Origin of the sequence: Sporosarcina sp. D27, from assembly GCF_000586555.1 — a bacterium.
Classification (GTDB): Bacteria; Bacillota; Bacilli; order Bacillales_A; family Planococcaceae; genus Sporosarcina.
Genome location: NZ_AZUC01000042.1, coordinates 1 through 20,859, shown reverse-complemented (window position 1 = coordinate 20,859; position 20,859 = coordinate 1). Strand labels below are relative to the sequence as shown.

Here is a 20,859-nt window from a genome sequence, read left to right as displayed (position 1 = left end):
TGTGGAGAGCTTCTGCAAGTTTCCGTTTGCACCTTTTCTGACATCTTTGTTGATACTAAAACCTCCCTAGTTGTAGTTGTGGTGTACATCGTTAATATGGCTTTTTGCAATAGATTTATGTATTTTTTAAAAAGGATATTTAGTATGGCAAGTGCGATGGATCCTATCATTTGTGCAATATATCGTTCACGAGATAGACAAAAAATTGTAAGATAACTTAGTGTCTTTTTATAAAAAGACTCCCTATAATGGAGATATCTTATTTAAGGAGCTGGGGAATTTGAAGTTATTCAAGTCGTTTACTTCAAAAACATTTATCGTCCTGTCCCTCCTAGTCATTGGCACAGCATCTTTTCTGTTATGGATAACGAGTGATGCTCATCGCGCGACTCCGCTGTCATACCCTGCGTTAGAGCAGAAGCTTGCAGCAGCAGATAGTGCGACGTTAAAAGAAACCTCATCGGGATCTCTCTATTTAAAAACAGCGAATGGCCTATATGTTACAAATGTACGTCCCGAAAGCGAACTTGCAGAACAGCTTGTTAAGACATATAACGTTTCGTATACGTATTCAGGTGGAAATGCATCCAGTTACCTAATTGCAGGGTTACTGTTTGCTGCGCTTCTCACGTTTCTCATTCTTCAACAAAAAGGAAAACTGGGTGTAGGCGCAGCTTCTATGAAACATAGCGCATCGAAAGAAACACCTCTTCCTGACATTACCTTGAATGATATCGGAGGACTGTCACAAGAGATGAAAGACGAGATCCACCAAACACTGGATATCATTAGAGACCCAAAACGATCGGAAGCACTTGGTGTGAAAGCACCGAAGGGAATCTTGCTCGAAGGACCACCAGGAACCGGTAAAACTTTACTTGCTCAAGCAATTGCACATGAAATTGGTGCTTCGTTCTATTCGTCAAGTGGTGCTGCATTCACTGAACTCTTTGTCGGTGTAGGAGCTTCTAGAATTCGCACCATGTTCCAAAATGCACGAAAGCAGGAGATGGCAGTCATTTTCATTGACGAAGTGGATGCGCTTGCTGGAAAACGTAAAGCGCATGGAGGAGAAGAGTCTGAGAAAACGTTGACTGAGCTTCTTGTACAACTAGATGGTGGGGCGGATAATGAAGGAGTTTTGTTCATCGCTGCAACGAATCGGAAAGATATGTTGGATGAAGCCTTTTTACGTCCGGGACGCATCGATTATTCTTTCCAGGTTCCTCTACCCGACACACAAGGTCGCCGTGAGATAATGGACATTCATACAAAAGGGAAGGCTTTGGCTCCCAATGTGTCTGCTTCACTAGACATGTTGGCAGAAAGTACATCCGGCTTTTCAGGGGCGCAAATAAGTGCTCTCTTTACAACAGCAAGTAAACGAGCGATTCGAGAAGGGCGAGCTGAAATCGACACGAGCGATATGGATTTTGCAATTGACCGGACCATTCTGGGCAATGCGTCCAGGAGCATGAACGATCCGTTGACAAAACGTCGTGTTGCAATTCATGAATCTGGTCACGCATTGATCGCTGCGATTACAAAGCCACATTCAGTCCGAAAAGCGACAATCATCCCTAGAGGACAAGCGCTTGGTTATGTTGCGCCCATTCAAAAAGAGTTGCATTTACAAACTGCAAGTGAACTTCTTGACCAAGTCAGTATGATTCTTGGTGGCGGTATAGCAGAACGCATTTACTTGGGAGAACATAGTATTGGTGTAAGTGGGGACGTACAACAGGCAAAAGATATTATTGAACGGATGGTCGACACTGGGTTACTTCAAGAGGGGTTCACATTGACGTTCAGTAAGACTGAAAAAGATGTCAAGATGCAAGAACTCTTTACTGTCGCTGTTGAGCGTACTGAAGAGTTGATCCGAGGGCATGCTAGCCAATTCGAGCATTTGGTCAATGAATTGTATACAAAGGAAACATTGGACGGCTCTGAAGTGCATGCGATTGTATGTGGTACAAAAAAAGAACTCGTTCCAAGTTCATCTTAAAGAAGAGGGGAGCCCATATGGCTTGCCCTCTTTTATCTTTTACGGTTAGGAATCTTATCACTTTGCTTTTTATCATTAACGAATTTCATAACGACCGGTAAAATGATTGGTCCCCATTTAACAGCTGTCTTTACGACTTTGGTAATTTTCATATTCTTCGCTCCTTAAAAGAAGTTATACCCCTCTTTTCCCATCTTGAGGGGGGTATTAAACCTGTAAGAGAATCCCATAGAGCTATCCACGTAACAGATTATAGATTTTCCGTTTTAGAATGAGGAATGGATCACTCATCAATAATTCCTCAGATCGGGGTCTATCAAACGGAACAGTGATTTCTTTTTTTACGATGGCAGGCTTGTCGGAAAGGACAATAATTCGATCAGACAGAAACAGGGCTTCGTCGATATCGTGCGTAATGAACAAAATCGACTTTTTGTACGTTTCCCAAATAGATAAGAGCCACTGCTGCATTTCAAGGCGTGTGAATTCGTCTAACGCTGAAAAAGGTTCGTCCAAACAAATTATAGATTGTGGGGCATTTAAGCTACGGATGAACGAAACGCGTTGCTTCATACCACCGGAAAGCTCATTAGGATAGGCATCTTCGTAACCGGTCAAACCAGCGCTTTTTATGAGTTCTAACGTCTTAGTACGGTCTTGTTTAGTGCCTGCAATTTCCGCACTTAACTCAACATTTTGTAATACAGACCTCCAAGGAAAAAGCGCTGGACTTTGTGGCATATAACTGATATGTCCCCGGGAATTATTCAGAACAGAACCGTCAAGAGAAATCGTGCCAGAGTCAGGTGTGTAAAGCCCACCAATAAGTTGGAAAATCGTACTTTTCCCGCTTCCTGAAGGTCCCACAATAGAGACGAATTCACCTTCTTTCACCGACAATGTAATGTCTTGAAGAACATGGTTTTGGCCGTACGATTTCGATAAGTTTTCAAGAATGAGTTGACCCATCCGATACTTTCCCTCCTTGACTACGCCAACGTAGGGCGATTTTTTCGACAGCTAAAATAATTCCGAAATACGTTAAACTCAAAATCATAATCAGCAAAATGGCAACAAAAACACGGTCTGTTTTGAACGAGGAAGAAGCAAGGGTCATATAGACCCCGATTCCTTTGTTCGCACCGAGCCATTCAGAAATGACAGCACCCATAACGCTGTAGGTTGCTGCGATTTTTAGTCCTGAAAACAGTGAAGGCAATGAATGTGGCCATTGCAATTTCCAGAAAATCTGGCGATTGCTTGCGCCAATCATCTTTAAGTAGTACAACATGTCTCGATCTGTTTGCCTGAATCCATCCAGTGCAGCAATCGTCACTGGGAAAAAACAGACGAGAACGATGACGATGACTTTCGGTAGCATCCCGAACCCGAACCAAATGACGAGAAGGGGAGCGAGTACAATCACCGGAATGTTTTGCGATAAAATCAGGAGTGGATAAAAGGCTTGCTGAAGAAATGGGATCCGAAATAACAGGATGGCTACAACAATTCCTACAGTTATCCCTACAAGATAGCCAGTTGCTGAAAGTGTGATTGTGGACATAATATGAGGCGTATACAATGAATAGCCCGTGAATGCCTCTGCAGCAATTTGGGTAGGTAAAGGAAGAAGCCATGCGGGTATATCAAAAAGTCTAGCAGCACCTTCCCATATAACGAGTAAAAGGATGAGGACCAGAAGCGGCCGCCATCCTTTAGTTATTGACGATTTCATCTGTACTTCTCCGTTAGCTTTTCCATAGAAGCACCTTCAGGATTGCTGTAGATTTTTACTTGGGATATAACACTTGGTGCACCTAATTCCGTCATGCGAGTGTTCATCTTTTCGATGATGCTAAGCAATTTCCCGAGATCGCCTTCCATCGTCGTTTCAAGTGGTGCGACCCGATAAGGAACACCAGATTGTTCAATCACTTCAATCGCAGCATCTACATATGGAATGACATCTTCTCCATTTGGGGTCTTTGGTATTATTTGAATACTAACAAGTGCATTAGCCATTTTCATTTCCTCCTTAGTTTGGTAAAAACTCGTTGGTGAACGCGTCTTTTGCGTTAAATTCACCTTCGAGCAAGCCGTTTTCATCCATCCATTCCGCATAGTTTTCCCATGTTTTCAGCTGTTGTTCACCGAAACGAGGCGCATCGTCTTGGTATTTAGGGGAAAGCCATTGCTGACTTTTCTTGACAAGCTCAGGATCGAGATCAGGGACTGCTTGAATTAGGATTTCTGCAGCTTCTTCAGGATGTTCAATTGCAAACTGATATCCTTTGACTGTGGCAGCAACAAATGCTTTCACTTTCTCAGGATCCTTTGCAATGAGTTTTTCATTTGTAGTAATAATGGGTGTATAGTAATCCAATTTCTCGGAGTAGTCTTTCAAATATTGCATGTTCAGTTTCATTCCACGTTGTTCGGCTTCAATGCCTGTCCAGCCATAGTATACCCAGGCAAGATCGATATCACGTTGAATCGCCGTGAAAAAATCAGAAGAACCCATATTGATATATTTTACTTTACTACTGTCGCCATGATCTTTTTCCATCAGGGATTCAACGACAGCCTTCTCAATAGGAGCACCCCAACCGCCATAATTTTTCCCTTCGAAGTCTTTCGGCGACTCGATGCCTGCCTCTTTTAAGGAAGCAAATCCAGACGTATTGTGTTGGATGATGGCAGCAATTGAAACGATTGGAATCCCTGCTGCACGTGCTTCTGTGAGTGCTTCCTGTGCACCGATTCCAAAATCAGCTTTTCCTGATGCAACGAGCTGATCAGCACCAGCTTCGCCCGGAAGCATGATTTCGACATCCAGTCCTTCCTCTTTAAAGTATCCTTTTTCTTGAGCAACATACAAACCAGTATGATTCGTATTTGGCGTCCAATCGAGCGCGAAATGGACTTTTTGGGTAGCTTCTTTGTCGTCTCCACTTGACGAGTTTGGTTCTTTGTCTGCGCCACAAGCTGTAAGAAGCGATGCAGCAAACAGAACTGTGAGTATTCGTTTCAATGAAATCCCCTCCTGGAGCTTCACACTGCAACAAAAAACGCACACTCCCGTTTTCGGAAGTGCGCGTCACATAATCATTATGGAATGAATATGTTCCCTCCGCTGGCGTTACCCAGATCAGGTTCAAAGGGTCTGCATGTCGCATGCATCTCAACCGGTATCCGGTACCCCTACATATTGTCAGTGATGAAATTGTATTGTGTTCACTTATAACTTTGCCATACTTTTCTGTAAGTAGCAAGTCTCATAGTTTTAGCGTTTTTTACTTTCCGCAATGAATTTAGTCATGATATACTAAGAAAAGGATTTTCTACTCTGATTCATCCAAACAGAAAGTGAGTGGTCACAATGGGCCGTAAGTGGAACAATATTAAAGAGAAGAAAGCGTCAAAAGATGCCAACACGAGCCGGATCTATGCAAAATTCGGTCGCGAAATATATGTAGCAGCAAAGCAAGGGGAGCCGGATCCAGAATCGAACCAAGCTCTTAAAATCGTTTTAGAACGTGCAAAAACATATAGTGTTCCGAAAACAATTATTGAACGTGCAATTGAAAAAGCTAAAGGTGGCGGCGAAGAAAGCTACGATGAGCTTCGCTATGAAGGATTCGGACCAAATGGCTCAATGGTAATCGTTGATGCGTTAACGAACAACGTCAATCGTACGGCTTCAGAAGTACGTGCAGCATTCGGTAAAAACGGAGGTAACATGGGTGTGAGTGGTTCTGTTGCATACATGTTTGACCATACTGCAGTATTTGGAATTGAAGGAAAGTCAGCAGATGACGTTCTTGAATTGATGATGGAACACGACGTGGATGTCAATGACATTAGCGAAGAAGACGGGCAAGTACTAGTTTACGCAGATCCGACAGCATTCCACGAAGTTCAAGAAGCGTTTAAAGCTGAAGGAATCACTGATTTCACAGTCGCTGAACTGACTATGCTTGCACAAAACGATGTTGAACTAGACACAGCATCAGCAGAGCAATTTGAAAAAATGATCGACGCAATCGAAGACTTGGAAGACGTTCAACAAGTCTATCACAACGTAGATCTGGGAGAATAAAACATAATAAAAAGCGACAAGAGCAGTCACACGCTCTTGTCGCTTTTTTGTTGTCACCAATTATTGTTCTTATACTTTTTATAATAATTCACTTGTCTAAGGAACAAATAAAGCTTCCGCTTCAGATGCTTGTCCCCTTTGTAGAACAGTGGATTTACATACTGCTTCTGTTTTAAAAGACGCTTAATATCTCTCTTAACTGCCTTGTTCGTTACAAACTTCTTCAGCACAATCTTAGGAACCACTGTGAACAGAAATGGTTTGTTGAGCAATACAAGTGGCTTTTGCTTGTTATAAATCAAATCATCCACAAAATAACTTGCCATATTATGCCCAAGCGCAGTTGTGTAATAACTAGAACGACCTTGTCGAATATTCACTTCAAATACTTTGAATTTCTTATCACGAGGGTCATATTTCAAGTCGAAGTTCGCGAAGCCTTTATAGCCCACAGCCTCTAAGAAGTTTTTCAACTTGTACATCATTTCTTCGTTGTATCTCGTAATTACTGCTGTGTAGTTACCGATTGCAGTCACAGTATGTTCCTGCAAGACAACTTGCGCAAACGTGACGAGCTGTGTTTTTCCAGCTGAATTTGAATAGATAACTGAATCCCACATATATGTATCATCACCTGGGATGAAATCTTGAATGATCAGCTCTTCGTTATACCCACTTTTCTTCACCTTTTCAATGACCTCGTTTAACTCAACAAGGGAATTCACTTTGTATACTTTTTGCTGTCCGGAAAACTTGTTTTGGTTATAGACAACAGTATCACTTGGCTTTACGATTACAGGATAATTCATGTCTTCCTTGAAAGGTCCATCTATTTTGCAATCGTAGAAGAATGTTAATGGAGTATCAATACCATGTTCTTTGCACAACTTATAAAAGTGGGACTTGATCTGTAAATTGTCCATGAGCTCACGGTCGATATAATTGAAAGTAAAGTGTTCTCTTAGCTGATCAGCATGTTCAATGATGAGTCGGACATACAAATCATTCGTACCAACTAGCAATAGTTCTTGTCCTTCAGCATGATATTTAGAAGCAATTCCAATCAAAATTTCAGCAAACTTATTTTCATCAGATAGCTCTGAATTGAGCTCGATTTTATAGGGAATTGTACTGAGCTGTGTAAATGATAACGGCTCTTTTCCGACCAATACAGGATTGATATGGTAAGCTTCGTGAAAAGAAATCGCCATGTTGTATGCGTTCATATCTGTACCAACTATGATTGGTAAGAATGGAAGTTTTTTTGTGTTCATTGTATCCTCCTAAATCTCGATGGAATTGTCGTTCCTAAAAGTACTAACCTTATATTACATGGAAAACACTTTGGTATACAACAGTTAGCCTATAAGGGAGTGCGCCTGAAAAGGTTTATATTTGGGTGGAAAAAGGAATAGTAAAATAAGAGTTCCGTTTCAAGGAGGAAGTAGCACCATGTTGAAAATTGAAGAAACAAAGATGGATATGAAGCGTGAGGAAGTCATCCAAAGACTAGTGGCGAGAGGTATTTTCAAGATTGAAGGAAAACAGCTCTATGAACTACCATTACTGCTATTAATGAAAGAATATTATAAGCACATATAATGTCAATTGCCGGTTGAGGAAATTACCCTTAGCCGGCTTTGTTATACCACTCTATTAGTGAAGAGAGGAATGGACATGAACGATAGTCAATCAATACGTAGTAAACTCGAATGGGTGAATGAAGCCACCATAACTATGATTCAACGAGCATTGGAAGATGAGACGCTCAGCTCTGAAGAATTGGTATTGTTTTATATGGATCGGATATCCAGAGAAGGACAAATAACTAATGCGATTCTTGAGTTAAATCCCCACGCCCTACAAATCGCTCAGACTCTCGATTATGAAAGAAAGACATCAGGTAAACGTTCTATGCTACATGGTATTCCAATTTTACTGAAAGATAATATCGATACAGGAGACGCCATGCATACGAGTGCAGGCAGTTTAGCATTGGAAAATTACTATGCACCACAGGATGCTTTTCTTGTTAAACAGCTTCGCAATGCTGGAGCCATTCTACTAGGAAAAACCAACATGACAGAGTGGGCAAATTTCATGTCCGCTGATATGCCAAACGGGTGGAGTTCTAGAGGAGGTCAAGTGCTCAACCCTTATGGACAGTTCGAAGTTGGGGGGTCCAGTTCAGGATCTGCAGTAGCCGTTGGGACGAATTTAGCAGTTGCATCGATTGGTACTGAAACAACTGGATCGATTATTCACCCGTCTTCACAAAATGGAATCGTTGGTCTGAAGCCAACGATTGGGGCGATCAGTCGGAGCGGCATCATACCATTATCAGTAACACAGGATACAGCAGGTCCGATGACACGTACCGTAACAGATGCTGCAATCGTTTTTGAGGCCTTACTTGGACAAGATTCAGACGATCCGATAACAATCTACTCACAAAAGTATGATTCCATGAATTATCTTGACTACTTAAAAAAAGAATCACTGCAAGGAATAAGTATTGGTATCGCGAGTTCAGTATTTAGAAACGAAGTATCTCCAGAACGGATGAAATTATTTAAAGAATCATTAAAAACATTAGAACAATTAGGTGCAAAAATCATCCCAGATATCGATCTTGGTACAAAAGAAAGCGATCTAGGCTACAATGTCCTCTTGCATGAGTGTAAAGCAGCACTGAATCATTATTTAGGAAAAACTCCAATAACAAATCCAATTCGATCGATCGCGGATATAATTAGTTTCAACAACAATCATCCCGAACAGACATTACGATATGGACAAGAACTGCTCAAAAAAATAAATGAACGGACCGGTACGCTAATTGAGCAACCTTATATTGAGGCTTTACTGCGGAATCGTCACTTGGCAAGGAAGGTGGCACTAGGAAAAGCCTTAGAACAAAATGGTGTCGATATCTTAGCGTTCCCTCAAGATCATGGCTGCAGTTTTGAAGCGGCTGCTGGTTATCCAGCTATAACAGTGCCCGCAGGAATGACAAGTTCAGGTGAGCCATTCGGTTTAACATTTACAGGACCTGCATATTCTGAACATTCTTTACTTGGGTACGCGTACGCATTTGAACAACAGACGCAAGTACGTCGTGGGTTAACAGTAGCACAGAAGAAATAAGCAAGCAGATAACAAACTGTGGTAAACTGAGAGGAAGAGAGCGAAAGTGGGGATGAAAATGTCCTTTTTAGAAGGAATGAGTCAAGAAGTTAAAGAAAAATGGAAATTTGAAAATGCAATGCCGATACAAGAACAAATGATTCCGGAAATGTTGGCTGGGCGTGATGTTGTTGCGGAATCCCCAACAGGTTCTGGGAAAACGCTTGCTTATGTGCTACCACTACTAGAATTAGTAGATGGTTCAAAACAGCAAACTCAAGTTCTTATCATGACACCATCTCAAGAATTATCCATGCAAATTGTAAATGTAATTCGTGAATGGATTGCTGGGACGCAAATTACAGTTACGCAACTAATTGGTGGTGCAAATATGCAACGCCAAATTGAAAAGTTGAAAAAGAAACCTACTATTGTTGTCGGAACACCAGGACGACTCGTTGAGTTGATCAAGAACAAGAAACTTAAAATGGGAGAAATCCGTCATATTATTCTCGATGAAGGCGATCAGTTGTTGTCTCGTGAAAATCGTGTAGCCGTGAAAAATATGATTGAATCTGCTCATTCTTCGCGTCAAGTAGCTGTTGTGTCAGCAACGATTACAGAAGATATTAAAGATGTTGCAATGCGATTCATGAATGACCCTGTTCGTTTGAAGGTGACTGCAGAGGAAATGCCTGCATCAGGAAAAGTAGTTCACTCTTATGTGAAAACGGAAGTACGGGATAAGACGGATCTGTTACGCGGGTTGTCCCATATCCGGGGTCTCCGAGCATTAGCATTCATTAACAATGTAGATCAGTTACGTATGAAAGAAATGAAACTCCAATATGAAGGTGCACCTGTTGCAGTTCTCTATTCAGACATGAACAAATTCGAGCGTCAAGATACGCTGGATAAGTTCCGGAAAGGCGATATCCGAATCCTCATTGCAACTGACCTAGCAGCACGTGGATTGGACATTGAAGGACTCACACACGTGATTCATGTCAACGTACCGCACACAGTGGAGCAATACGTACACCGATCTGGTAGAACAGGACGTGCAGGGTCTGACGGAGAAGTACTGACATTATTATCCTATCCAGAAGAACGAGATTACCGAAAGCTTGCAAAAGGATATAAGCCAGTTCAAAAAGTATGGCATGGCGGCAAGCTAATTGAAGGGAATTCTAAAACTGTGAGCGGCCAAAAATCTTCAACACCCAAAAAGAAGAAAAAGTAAAAAACGTACGCCATGAGAGCTTCTCGTGGCGTACGTTTTTGCTTAAAGTTCTGTCAAAATAATCGGTTGGTCTTTTGTAACGATAATGGTATGTTCGATTTGAGCTACGAGGGACTTATCAGGTGTGATGAATGTCCACCCGTCTCCTTCTTCGATAATGTGCTCAGCCTTTTCAGAGATAAAAGGCTCCACAGCGATGACCATTCCTTCTTTCATGATGGTAGGTTCCCAAGCATCATAATAATTAAGTACATGCTGTGGTTCCTCATGTAGAGAAGTTCCGATTCCATGACCCGTAAGGTTTTTAATCACTTTTAGTCCATTGTCTTTTGCTTCACGTTCAACGGCTTTACCGATTTGGTTAAGACGTGAACCAGCCTTCACTTTAGTCATCGCCCGATCAAAAGCACTCTTTGCAGTATCGCATAACTTTTGCTTCGCTTCATCAGCTGCTCCAAGAACAAATGAAATGCCTGTATCTGCAAAGTACCCTCCACAAGATCCAGAGACATCGATATTGATAAGATCTCCGTCTTTTAGGATTCGCTTGCCAGGGATTCCGTGAGCAACCTCATGATTGACACTGATGCACGTATATCCAGGGAAATCATATTGATCAATCGGAGCAGAAACCGCTCCTTTTTCCGCGAAAAGTTTTCCGCCAAGTTCATCAAGTTCTTTCGTTGTCATACCAGGGGTAGCTGCTGCTTTCATCTCTTCACGAATTTCCGCTACAATTCTTCCGATTTTTCGCAAGGCAGCAATTTCTTCTTCTGTGTTTGCAATCATGTGAAATCCTTCTTTCTGTACTTTCTTTGTCACTTTTAACTATACCACATTTAAAGAAAACTACCCGAGCAGACAGTTCACTGTTATTTAAATACTTTCACACCTTGTACAACATTCCAGACGAGGACAATCAGAAACAGAAAACTGTACATCATCATAAAAAGAATGGGTGCCGCTCCCCAAAAACCTATGGAATTAGGCGCTGTGAGTAAACTTTGAGAGTGAAGGAAATCCGTTGAAGTTTGACGAAACGAAAAGAATTGAAAAAATGAAATTAAACTAGCTGCAACTAATAAAACTGTTGGAATGAGATGAGAGATAAGAGCTCGTTTTGAATGATGTTTGACATCTCGATTATCAGCAACAATCCAAACGATGAAGGGCAATAACAACGGTGCAAAAAGAACACTAAAATAGCTGAGTGAAGAAAGTAATTTCGAGTTATCCAAAATAATTATTCTCCTTTCTAACAAGTCCGTGTAGGTAGTATTGCCAAACCGACACCCAAAAAGCACAACTAATTTAATTGTTTCTTGAAAAATGGTTATTCCAAAAAAAAGTCGTCTTAGCAACCGATAGTTGCTAAAACGACGTCTCTTCACTATTTTTTGAGGGAGCTGAAGGTGAGAACATGAATATACCTATTATCATAATCACTATTAGGAATAGAGTGGATAAAGTTACGAACAGTTCTTCAAATTGAATATTCATGAGAATACCAAAAAATACCCAAATGAAAATTGTGCTAATGATCCAATCCCGATGGTGATAACTAAAGTGTAGTGCAATGGCTGCAAGTATCGTTAAGTTAATAATCGTCCAGAGAACGGAACTAAGACCTAAACGATTCCATTCATCCCAAACAATTAAATAGTTAGCATTCACAACAAAACTAACGAGTGTCCAGGAAAATAGGAGTGCGACTGGAATGCGATGCCCCCAACTATTTTGCTTTGCTGGATAGGTGCGATACAACGCATAAAGTGAGAGCGCTGCTACTAGTGTAGAGAGACATGCCCATCCGAAATAGCCGAAATGCCAAAATGGAAACCATGCTGAATTTGCCAGACAAGCGATAATGAACAGCACAAACCGTTTTGTGGAAATCGAATCATTGGAATGGAATTTAACAATCCAGTATGCGAGAAATACAAAAATAATGGGTCTTATAAAGAAAGTGAAGTCTGCAGGCATAAGAAGAATAGGTAGTTTATGGGCTATTTCTATTGTAGTCATCCCGTTTAGCAGTGTTGAATTTGAAATAGTAAGTGCTGCTGTTAAAAGAAGAAAGGCAAAAGTTAAAAACATTTTTTTCATGAAAAATCCTCCTTGTACCAGTATACTAGTAAATAGGACGTTGTAAAAAAGTAATTATGAAGTTTTCGCAACAATTCTCTTAAGTGTGCATGTATAGGGCAGTTGTTTAAGGGAAGAACATGGTATACTAAGCAAAATGATTACATAAACATTTATGTACGAAAAGGAAAAAGGAATGGCTAATGCCCGTACAAAAGGTGGAATAGAGTGTGATACTACTTGAAGGAAAAACATGCTATTTACGGATTTTAACTGAAGAAGATGCTGTAATTTTCACAGAATTAGTCTCACGAAACAAAGAGTACTGGACAGTGTTTGAACCACGTCATGATGCCAGTTATTATACTGTACCCATGCAACGGGAAAAAATTCGTGAGTCTCTTTATCAAATGCGTGATCGGCGAGAGTATAATTTCGGTATTTTCGACAGCGAAACTAGCCGGTTAGTTGGACAAATCTCGCTTTACAGCATAAAACGACTACCTTTTTCAAGTGGATTTGTAGGTTACTCGATTGATCATGAGTCAGCGGGAAAAGGGTTGGGAACGGAAGCACTCGAAATGGCAACACAATTTGCATTCGAGACAGTAGGATTACACCGTGTGGAAGCGTATGTATCACCTCGTAATGTCGCATCCATTCGAGTCCTTGAAAAGACGAAGTTTGACCGTGAAGGATTACATCGGAAATTACTTTACATAAATGGTGTTTGGGAAGACCATTATATGTATGCACAACTCGAAGACAATTATTGAAAGGGTAAGACCGCATGGCGATTTTTGAAAAGTCGCTTACGGATATGGTTTTACCAATAAAAAACACATTACCACAAGCTTCTACAAGCTGAATGGCAATGTGTTTTTTGTTGTCTATTTCCCGGGAAATAAAACGGAATTAGTCGTTTTGTACAGTTGTTTCCGAATAACCATCTTCAATGACATCTAGCTTTCCTGTATCGGGGTGCATGACAAGCCCATGTACAGGCACAGTTTTGTCCATCAATGGGTGGTTACGGACAGCATCGACACTCTGTTTAACGCTAGCAGTCACATCTTTGAATCCATGAAGCCAACCTTTAAGGTCAACACCTGAATAGGCAAGAGTTTTGAATAGGTCGCGGTCAATCCCTCTAGCAACCATTTTGTCGACAATTGAATCGGTGTCAATGGAGCTCATACCACAATCGTAATGACCGATAATGTATACTTCATCAGCCTGTAACTCATAAATTGCGATAAGTAGACTACGCATAATACTACCGAATGGGTGAGCAACGAGTGCACCAGCACTTTTAACGATTTTAGCGTCTCCATTTTTCAAGTTCATAGCACTCGGAAGGAGTTCTGTCAGACGAGTGTCCATACAAGTTAAGATAACAATTCGTTTGTTCGGAAATTTTGTTGTAGCAAATTTTTCATACTGATGCTCAGACACGAATTGGTCGTTATGTTCTAAAATTGTTGAAAGAAGTGTCATAAGAATTCCTCCGTTTTATAAGTATATAGAGAAAAAGGGTGCCAAATGGCAACCCTTTTAATATTCTCAAGAATCCTATTTAGGATTACGGTTAATAGGTGACATCTGGCTTTGGGTCGATAACTTCAGAATCGTGAGATACTAAAGAATCATTCATATAATGAATCATGAACATCGCAGCTAAGCCGAAGGTAACTGCAAAACCGACGATAGTAACGATTAGTAAGGCCATTATTAGTCTCCTCTCTATTGATAATCAGTGACTAACACCATTATAACGCATTTATATGAAAAGATTAAGGGCTTACGTGAAACTTGTCTAGAATCTAGTGTTAAAACGCCCAAGTCCCATTTCGGAAGAGGGGTTCAACTGTCCCGTCAGTAAGGACACCGTCAATGTTCATCTCACCGGACCCTATCATGAAGTCCACATGAGTGATACTTTGGTTTAATCCATTTTTCTCGAGTTCCTTACGATCCATTTCTTTACCGCCATCTAAATTGAATGCATAAGCGCTACCAATTGCTAAATGATTAGAAGCATTTTCATCGAAAAGTGTATTGTAGAACAAGAGTCCAGATGCTGAAATAGGAGACTCATGTGGAACAAGTGCAACTTCACCTAAATATTTTGCACCGTCATCCGCTTCAATCATATTTTCTAGCACGTCTTGTCCCTGACCTGCAACGATGTCTGTAATCCTACCATCTTTGAACGTAATCTTGAAGTCATCTATGATTGTTCCACCATAACTTAATGGCTTCGTACTTGAAACGACACCATTCACTCCGGTTTTCAAAGGAGCTGTAAATACTTCTTCAGTAGGCATGTTTGCCATGAACGTAGCGCCATCTGCATTTACACTACCAGCACCACACCAGGTATGTTTTTCCGGCAACTCAATCGTTAGGTCAGTGCCTGGAGCTGTATAATGTAGTTTGTGATAATGTTTGCTATTTAAATAATCCACTTTTTCATGTAGTTTCTGATCATGTTGTTTCCATTCTTCAACTGGATTTGATGTGTTGGCACGCACGGCTTTGAATATGGCGTTCCATAGGGCTGGTATCTGTTCTGCTTCCGGTAAATCAGGGAAGACAAGAGAAGCCCAGTCAGCTGAAGGAGCTGCAATGACTGTCCAGCTGAATTTGTCTGCCTGCATCATTTGACGGAACCCGTCGAGAGCTTGGCCACTCGCTTTTTGCGCATCGCGAATACGTGAAGGATCGACATTTTTGAATAAGTCCGGACTTTGAGAAACGATACTCATAAAGGCGGTTCCTTTTTTCGCAAGTTCCTCGCGCTCTGCAATTTTCCAAGAAGGAAACTCTGTAAAAGAATCTGAAGGTGCTTGTTCGTAGCGAATCCGAGAGATAACATCATCGCTCCAGTCAACAAAGACTTGTCGCGCACCTGCAGCATACGCCTTTTCAACGATGATTCGGACAAACTCCCGAACGTCTGTAGAAGCACTTATAAAGAGGTTTTGATTGGGTTGGATATTCACGCCGACTTTAACGGCAAGTTCTGCATAGTTTTGTAATTGTTGTTCAAATGTATTCAATAGAGTCATGCCCCTTTCTCAATGTAATCTAATAGTACCAATATTGGTTGGAAAAGTGCAAAAAGAAAGTTTTGAATCCGCTTACAACTATTCAGGAAAAGTTTCCTGAGATTTCTCTACCAGATTCTCTAAAGAAAGCTCAAAATCTGACGAAATAAAAAGAAGAATGAAAGACATGGAGGTCTTTGCATGGATTTATCAACGGTATTTGGTTTAATTATCGGTGTCGTAGCAGTATTTGTCGGCATGTTTTTAAAAGGTGCGGCACTCTCAAGCTTGATTAATCCCGCAGCTATCTTAATTATTATCTTTGGTACGATAGCTTCGGTAGTTATCGCATTTCCGATGAATGAAATTAAACGTGTCCCAAAACTTTTTGGGGTGATCTTTAAAGAACAGAAGCTATCTTCGGATGCTAATATTATTCGTATGTTTTCATCTTGGGCTGATGTAGCTCGTAGGGAAGGTTTGCTTTCGCTTGAAGCCCAAACGGATTCAATCGAAGATCCTTTTTTGAAAAATGGATTGGGACTAGCAATTGACGGTCAAAATGCAGATTATATACGAGACGTTCTAGGTGAAGAAGTCGATGCGATGTCTGATAGACACGCGGCAGGTTCACTTATTTTTTCACAAGCCGGTACTTATGCGCCAACGCTTGGTGTACTCGGGGCTGTTATTGGTCTGATTGCTGCACTTGGGGATATGAACGATATTGAAAAACTAGGACATGCCATTTCAGCAGCTTTCATAGCCACTTTGCTAGGTATCTTCACAGGATATGTACTCTGGCACCCATTTGCTAACAAACTAAAGCGTAAATCCGCAGAGGAAGTACGACAGAAGAATATGATGATTGAAGGGATCCTCTCTGTTCTTGAAGGGGAAGCACCACGCGTCATCGAACAAAAGCTATCTTCTTATCTATCTATGGAGGAACGTCGTAAGCTTGCTAACGAAAGCTCGAAAGGCAAGGAGGCGGGGGAAGTTGCCGAAGAAGCGTAAGCGCAAAAGAGATGATGGACACGTCGACGAATCCTGGCTCTTGCCATATTCAGACTTGTTAACGCTGCTACTTGCTTTGTTTATCGTATTGTTTGCTTCCAGTTCTATTGATGAAGCGAAGTTCAGTCAAATCTCATCAGTGTTTAGTGAAGTTTTTGATGGTGGTAAAGGGGTAATGGATAGTTCTTCTCCAACCACTGTTCCTGTACCGCAAGAAGATGCAGGTGCAGGGAATGAAAATTCTTCCTATTTAGAGGACCAGCGATCTCTCGGAGAGATTCAAGAAAATCTAGAGGACTATATAGCTGAAAATGAATTGGAAGGTCAGTTTGATACAAAACTTACTGAAGAGGGATTACTGGTCACAATACGTGACAGCGTTCTGTTCAACACAGGTAGTGCCGAGATTGACACACAATATCGTTCGGTTGCATCTGATATTGCTAAATTACTCGTATTTGAAAAGCCGCGACAAATCGTAATTGCAGGTCATACGGATAACGTGCCGATGGCTAGCGGTCAGTATAAATCGAACTGGGAGCTAAGTGTCATGCGTGCAGTTAATTTCTTATCAATAATTGCTGAAAATGATAAAGTGGACCCAATGGCGTTCAGTGCGAAAGGATATGGAGAATTCCGTCCAATCGCACCGAACGATACAGAAGCGAATCGAGCTAAAAATAGACGGGTTGAAGTCTTAATTCAACCGCTTGTGTTAAAAGACGGTACTGCATTCGAATAATACACAAATAAACAGCGACTCCCATTAACTAGGGAGTCGCTGTTTTTGTTATATGCCTTTTAGGGGTTATCCGCGAAGCGAACCGAGTTCTGCAACAATGGCTTGCATTTCGTTCGGTGTAATCGTTTCACGTTTCATCACCATTTCGTAAATGTAATGAAGATCTTCATACTTTGATGTACTGAAGTTCTCGGACTTCATCGCATCTACATTTACCATACGAAGCTTATCTTTAATTTGATTAATCATGTACGATACATTTTCAGAAGTTGGTTGAGTTAAGTCCATAGTTTTTTCCGCCTTTCGCTTTCTAAGGACTCAATCATTCCATTATTTCAAGTCACTGTCAACCTGCATAGTTTGTTTTTGTTTCTTTTCTTCCTGGATTTTTGCCTGGAAACGTTTAGACTCCATTACAATGACACCAGACAAGCCAAGAAGACCAATAAGGTTTGGTATTGCCATTAGACCGTTAAGAACATCTGCAAGCGACCAAACTACGTCTAGAGAAGCGGTAGCTCCAACGAAGATGAACAGTACGAAAACGATTCGATAAGCGAATGAAGCTTTTGGATTCGGGAATAAGTATTGGAAACACTTTTCTCCATAATAACTCCAACCTAGAATGGTTGAGGAGGCAAAAAAGATGAGTCCAATTGTAACAATTATTGGTCCAGCTCCACCTAGGAACTCACCGAAAGCTGCACCCGTTAACGCGCCTTTGTCGATGCCTTTGTTCCATTGACCAGACATAACAATAGTCACGCCGGTGATTGAACAGATAATCAATGTATCAAAGAGTACTTGAGTCATGGAAATAAGCGCTTGGCGTCCAGGCATGTCTGTCTTTGCTGCAGCTGCAGCAATTGGCGCAGATCCAAGTCCAGCTTCGTTTGAGAAAAGTCCACGCGCCACTCCAAAACGAATAACTGTACCAATTGCTCCACCTGCAATTGCTTGACCAGAAAATGCATCGCTGAAAATCAATCCAAATGCAGCCGGTACCAAATCAAAGTTTAAGATAATAATAATTGCTCCTGCAATGAAATAGAAGAGGGCCATAATCGGAACAAAGAATGCTGTAACTTTTCCGATTGACTTAATGCCGCCTAAAATTACAAGGGCTCCAAAAATGACTAGAGCAATTCCTGTTACCCAAAATGGTACGTTAAACGCATTATTCATAGCATCTGCAATGGCTTTGGATTGAGTTCCATTACCAATTCCGAATGCTGCGAATGCTCCGAAGATGGCGAACAAAATGCCTAGCCACTTTTGTTTTAGACCATGCTCTAAGTAATACATCGGTCCACCAGCCATTTGTCCATTTGCATCTTTCACACGGTATTTAACTGCGAGAACCGCTTCTCCATATTTTGTTGCCATTCCGAAAAGTCCCGCAACCCACATCCAGAAGATGGCTCCTGGTCCACCAGTTGCGACAGCACTAGCAACCCCTACGATGTTCCCTACACCGACAGTTGCAGCCATGGCCGTCATTAACGCCTGGAATTGAGAGATGTCGCCATCTGCTTTTTTATCATGATTTCTAGAGAACACTTGCTTTAGAGAATACGGCAATAATCGTAGCTGAATGAATGAGAGTCTTAAGGTTAAAAATATCCCCGTTCCCACTAGTAAAATTAGTAGCGGCGGCCCCCAAATGATGTCGCTTAATTTACCTAGAAATGCCTGTACTTGTTCCATCCCAATTCCCCCCTTGTTGTTTGAACAACTATATGTTTATAAATACGAAGAAAAAAGTCCACACCCCCCTTTGTGAATAGAAAATTCTAACTAATGTAACTAATTACTGTTATTAAGTACTAATATTGCGAAACTTCAGTGCATCCGTCAAGTACTTTTTTAAAATGCGGACTGATTTGTTTGTTTTTTACTTCGTGGGGTATAATACGGTAAGCAATTAAGTAATCTATTTGGAGGTATTTTATATGGGGAATAGTAAGCTTGGTAAATTTATCTTGTTAGGTGCTTTACTTGGAGGGGCAGTTGCTTTACTCGATCGTTCGACACGTAATTCTGTAATGGGAACTTCGAAAAAGGCGGCAAATGAAATTTCGTTCTATGCCAAGAATCCGGAAACTTTGAAACAAAAATTGGTGGAACAGAAAGACAAATTTCAAGCTGCCTATGAACAATTATCTGGAGATGTGTCTTATATTAAGGAACAAGTAGAAGAACTTAAGGCATTGACGCCACAAGTGAAAGAGTTGGTAACAGATACTAAGGAAACATTTGTCGATTCAAAAGAAGAGTACGAAACCATATTGAAGGAGTCACCATCTACTACCTCATAAACCGCGAAGCGAAAAGGAGGGATAAGCTTTGAAGAAAGACAAAAACAACCAGTTGTCCGATGGGTCGCCTTCACTCAAAAAGGCCCATCAGGACAAACCGTACATAAACGAACTCTCACACCGATCTAATGATGATAGAAACAAATTTTCGGATTCTAAAATAGGCGGTTTTGTATCAGATGTACAAAAAGGAGACCTACATACATTTGATGTGACAACGAAAGATGGGTTTTTGAAAGAATTGATCTTGCGTATTAAAACAGTCGATGTATCCGGGCTTGGTGCTGAACTCTCTTATTTTTTCTTATTTTCAATGTTTCCTTTGCTTATTTTCTTTTTCACGTTGTTGCCATATTTAAATCTTGACCAGGCACAAGTCATTTTGTTCATTAAAGATTATGCACCGGCAGAAGTGGCAACCATGATTAGCGATATTTTAGAGCAAGTGTTGGCTAACAAAAATGGCGGCTTGCTGTCCATTGGGATTTTGGGAACACTTTGGTCTGCATCCAAAGGGATGAATGCATTAACGAAAGCGCTAAATCGCTCTTACTTTAAAGAAGACTCACGCTCGTTTGTTGTCCAGCGTGGAATGTCTATTGTATTTACTGTTATGCTTGTACTTGTAGTGGTAGTAGCACTCGGTTTACCTGTCTTTGGAGAACAGATCGGTTCAGTTATCTTTTCTTATTTAGGATTTGAAGATGGATTCGGTACATTGTTTAATCAGTTGCGATTCATATTACCACCTATTCTCATTGCAGTCGTTTTCACACTTATTTATTGGTTAGTGCCTGATGTGAAACTTCCATTTAAAACAGCACTTCCGGGAGCTTTGTTTGCAACGATAGGTTGGATTATTACTACTCTCGGATTCTCATTTTATGTTTCCAATTTTGGAAGCTATGCGAATACGTATGGCAGTATAGGAACCATCATAATACTTATGCTATGGCTCTATTTCTCAGCAATCATTCTTATGATTGGCGGGCAAATCAATGCAGTCATGAAAGAACGGGCAGAACGAATACGAGAATTAAAAAGCAATGCCACGGTATAAGCCGTAGCATTGCTTCAGACTATAGACAAACTCCATAAATCATGGGGGTCGCCTACAGTCTTTTTTCTTTTGCAATAGGATTAACTATGTAAAGTTGATTTTCGCTGCGAG

At 40.9% G+C, this 20,859-nt stretch carries 23 protein-coding genes and 1 riboswitch; of the genes, 10 read left to right on the top strand and 13 right to left on the bottom strand.

What is annotated here, in order from left to right:
• Positions 1-280: 280 nt before the first annotated feature.
• A complete protein-coding gene (locus N693_RS0106210) occupies positions 281-2,008 on the top strand; it encodes an AAA family ATPase (RefSeq protein WP_025783939.1) in 1,728 nt (575 codons plus the stop codon).
• A 234-nt stretch (positions 2,009-2,242) separates the two neighbouring features.
• On the opposite strand, the gene N693_RS0106200 is transcribed toward N693_RS0106210, so the two are convergent.
• The 4 genes from N693_RS0106200 to N693_RS0106185 are packed head-to-tail and all read right to left on the bottom strand — an operon-like array spanning position 2,243 to position 5,039.
• Positions 2,243-2,977, bottom strand: coding sequence for an ABC transporter ATP-binding protein (locus N693_RS0106200; protein WP_025783938.1), 735 nt, complete (start codon positions 2,975-2,977; stop codon positions 2,243-2,245).
• The gene (locus N693_RS0106195) at positions 2,958-3,743 is read right to left on the bottom strand and encodes an ABC transporter permease (protein WP_025783937.1); all 786 of its coding nucleotides are present in this window, start codon (positions 3,741-3,743) and stop codon (positions 2,958-2,960) included. Before N693_RS0106195 ends, N693_RS0106200 begins: the two co-directional genes overlap by 20 nt.
• Positions 3,740-4,030: an MTH1187 family thiamine-binding protein gene (locus tag N693_RS0106190; RefSeq protein WP_025783936.1), complete on the bottom strand. Its 291-nt coding sequence runs from the start codon at positions 4,028-4,030 to the stop codon at positions 3,740-3,742. The genes N693_RS0106195 and N693_RS0106190 overlap by 4 nt, the downstream gene beginning before the upstream one ends.
• A 13-nt stretch (positions 4,031-4,043) precedes the next feature.
• Positions 4,044-5,039 (bottom strand): ABC transporter substrate-binding protein, encoded by a 996-nt coding sequence (locus N693_RS0106185; RefSeq protein WP_025783935.1) that lies wholly within the window; start codon positions 5,037-5,039, stop codon positions 4,044-4,046.
• A 77-nt stretch (positions 5,040-5,116) separates the two neighbouring features.
• Positions 5,117-5,221, bottom strand: a riboswitch (TPP riboswitch).
• 166 nt (positions 5,222-5,387) lie between these two features.
• Between N693_RS0106185 and N693_RS0106180 the strand changes: the two genes are divergently transcribed.
• Positions 5,388-6,107, top strand: coding sequence for a YebC/PmpR family DNA-binding transcriptional regulator (locus N693_RS0106180; protein ID WP_025783934.1), 720 nt, complete (start codon positions 5,388-5,390; stop codon positions 6,105-6,107).
• Positions 6,108-6,160: 53 nt separating this feature from the next.
• Here N693_RS0106180 and N693_RS0106175 read toward each other — a convergent pair whose 3' ends face one another.
• Entirely contained in the window at positions 6,161-7,381 is a 1,221-nt protein-coding gene (locus N693_RS0106175; protein ID WP_025783933.1) for a carboxylate--amine ligase, read from the bottom strand.
• A gap of 178 nt (positions 7,382-7,559) precedes the next feature.
• Here N693_RS0106175 and fbpA point away from each other — a divergent pair, with 178 nt between their 5' ends.
• The 3 genes from fbpA (at position 7,560) to N693_RS0106160 (ending at position 10,476) form a co-directional block, all read left to right on the top strand.
• Positions 7,560-7,709: a Fur-regulated basic protein FbpA gene (gene fbpA / locus N693_RS19930; protein ID WP_081760115.1), complete on the top strand. Its 150-nt coding sequence runs from the start codon at positions 7,560-7,562 to the stop codon at positions 7,707-7,709.
• 75 nt (positions 7,710-7,784) lie between these two features.
• A complete protein-coding gene (locus N693_RS0106165) occupies positions 7,785-9,254 on the top strand; it encodes an amidase family protein (protein WP_025783932.1) in 1,470 nt (489 codons plus the stop codon).
• A gap of 58 nt (positions 9,255-9,312) precedes the next feature.
• Entirely contained in the window at positions 9,313-10,476 is a 1,164-nt protein-coding gene (locus tag N693_RS0106160; protein ID WP_025783931.1) for a DEAD/DEAH box helicase, read from the top strand.
• A 42-nt stretch (positions 10,477-10,518) separates the two neighbouring features.
• Here the strand turns inward: N693_RS0106160 and map are convergent, their stop codons facing one another.
• From map to N693_RS0106145, 3 genes are all read right to left on the bottom strand, one after another.
• A complete protein-coding gene (gene map, locus N693_RS0106155) occupies positions 10,519-11,265 on the bottom strand; it encodes a type I methionyl aminopeptidase (protein WP_025783930.1) in 747 nt (248 codons plus the stop codon).
• A gap of 83 nt (positions 11,266-11,348) precedes the next feature.
• Entirely contained in the window at positions 11,349-11,714 is a 366-nt protein-coding gene (locus tag N693_RS0106150) for a DUF4870 domain-containing protein (RefSeq protein WP_025783929.1), read from the bottom strand.
• A gap of 133 nt (positions 11,715-11,847) precedes the next feature.
• The gene (locus tag N693_RS0106145; protein WP_025783928.1) at positions 11,848-12,582 is read right to left on the bottom strand and encodes a hypothetical protein; all 735 of its coding nucleotides are present in this window, start codon (positions 12,580-12,582) and stop codon (positions 11,848-11,850) included.
• Between the two features lie 209 nt (positions 12,583-12,791).
• Between N693_RS0106145 and N693_RS0106140 the strand changes: the two genes are divergently transcribed.
• Positions 12,792-13,337, top strand: coding sequence for a GNAT family N-acetyltransferase (locus N693_RS0106140; protein ID WP_025783927.1), 546 nt, complete (start codon positions 12,792-12,794; stop codon positions 13,335-13,337).
• A 139-nt stretch (positions 13,338-13,476) separates the two neighbouring features.
• Here N693_RS0106140 and N693_RS0106135 read toward each other — a convergent pair whose 3' ends face one another.
• The 3 genes from N693_RS0106135 to N693_RS0106125 form a co-directional block, all read right to left on the bottom strand.
• A complete protein-coding gene (locus tag N693_RS0106135) occupies positions 13,477-14,058 on the bottom strand; it encodes a carbonic anhydrase (RefSeq protein ID WP_025783926.1) in 582 nt (193 codons plus the stop codon).
• Between the two features lie 91 nt (positions 14,059-14,149).
• Positions 14,150-14,290, bottom strand: coding sequence for a hypothetical protein (locus tag N693_RS20155; RefSeq protein WP_156028873.1), 141 nt, complete (start codon positions 14,288-14,290; stop codon positions 14,150-14,152).
• A gap of 100 nt (positions 14,291-14,390) precedes the next feature.
• Complete coding sequence (locus N693_RS0106125; RefSeq protein WP_025783925.1) at positions 14,391-15,623, bottom strand: aminopeptidase; 1,233 nt, start codon at positions 15,621-15,623, stop codon at positions 14,391-14,393.
• Between the two features lie 189 nt (positions 15,624-15,812).
• Between N693_RS0106125 and motA the strand changes: the two genes are divergently transcribed.
• Both motA and motB read left to right on the top strand, forming a co-directional pair.
• Positions 15,813-16,628, top strand: coding sequence for a flagellar motor stator protein MotA (motA, locus tag N693_RS0106120; RefSeq protein WP_025783924.1), 816 nt, complete (start codon positions 15,813-15,815; stop codon positions 16,626-16,628).
• Complete coding sequence (motB, locus tag N693_RS0106115) at positions 16,612-17,370, top strand: flagellar motor protein MotB (RefSeq protein WP_025783923.1); 759 nt, start codon at positions 16,612-16,614, stop codon at positions 17,368-17,370. The genes motA and motB overlap by 17 nt, the downstream gene beginning before the upstream one ends.
• Before the next feature lie 66 nt (positions 17,371-17,436).
• On the opposite strand, the gene N693_RS0106110 is transcribed toward motB, so the two are convergent.
• Positions 17,437-17,658: a DUF1128 domain-containing protein gene (locus N693_RS0106110; RefSeq protein ID WP_025783922.1), complete on the bottom strand. Its 222-nt coding sequence runs from the start codon at positions 17,656-17,658 to the stop codon at positions 17,437-17,439.
• A 42-nt stretch (positions 17,659-17,700) separates the two neighbouring features.
• Positions 17,701-19,077, bottom strand: a complete 1,377-nt coding sequence (locus tag N693_RS0106105) for a sodium:alanine symporter family protein (RefSeq protein ID WP_025783921.1) — start codon at positions 19,075-19,077, stop codon at positions 17,701-17,703.
• 245 nt (positions 19,078-19,322) lie between these two features.
• On the opposite strand from N693_RS0106105, the gene N693_RS0106100 reads away from it, so the two are divergent.
• Together N693_RS0106100 and N693_RS0106095 are read left to right on the top strand one after the other, a co-directional pair.
• The gene (locus N693_RS0106100) at positions 19,323-19,688 is read left to right on the top strand and encodes a hypothetical protein (protein WP_025783920.1); all 366 of its coding nucleotides are present in this window, start codon (positions 19,323-19,325) and stop codon (positions 19,686-19,688) included.
• A 28-nt stretch (positions 19,689-19,716) separates the two neighbouring features.
• Positions 19,717-20,748: a YihY/virulence factor BrkB family protein gene (locus tag N693_RS0106095; protein WP_025783918.1), complete on the top strand. Its 1,032-nt coding sequence runs from the start codon at positions 19,717-19,719 to the stop codon at positions 20,746-20,748.
• The last annotated feature ends 111 nt before the right edge of the window (positions 20,749-20,859 follow it).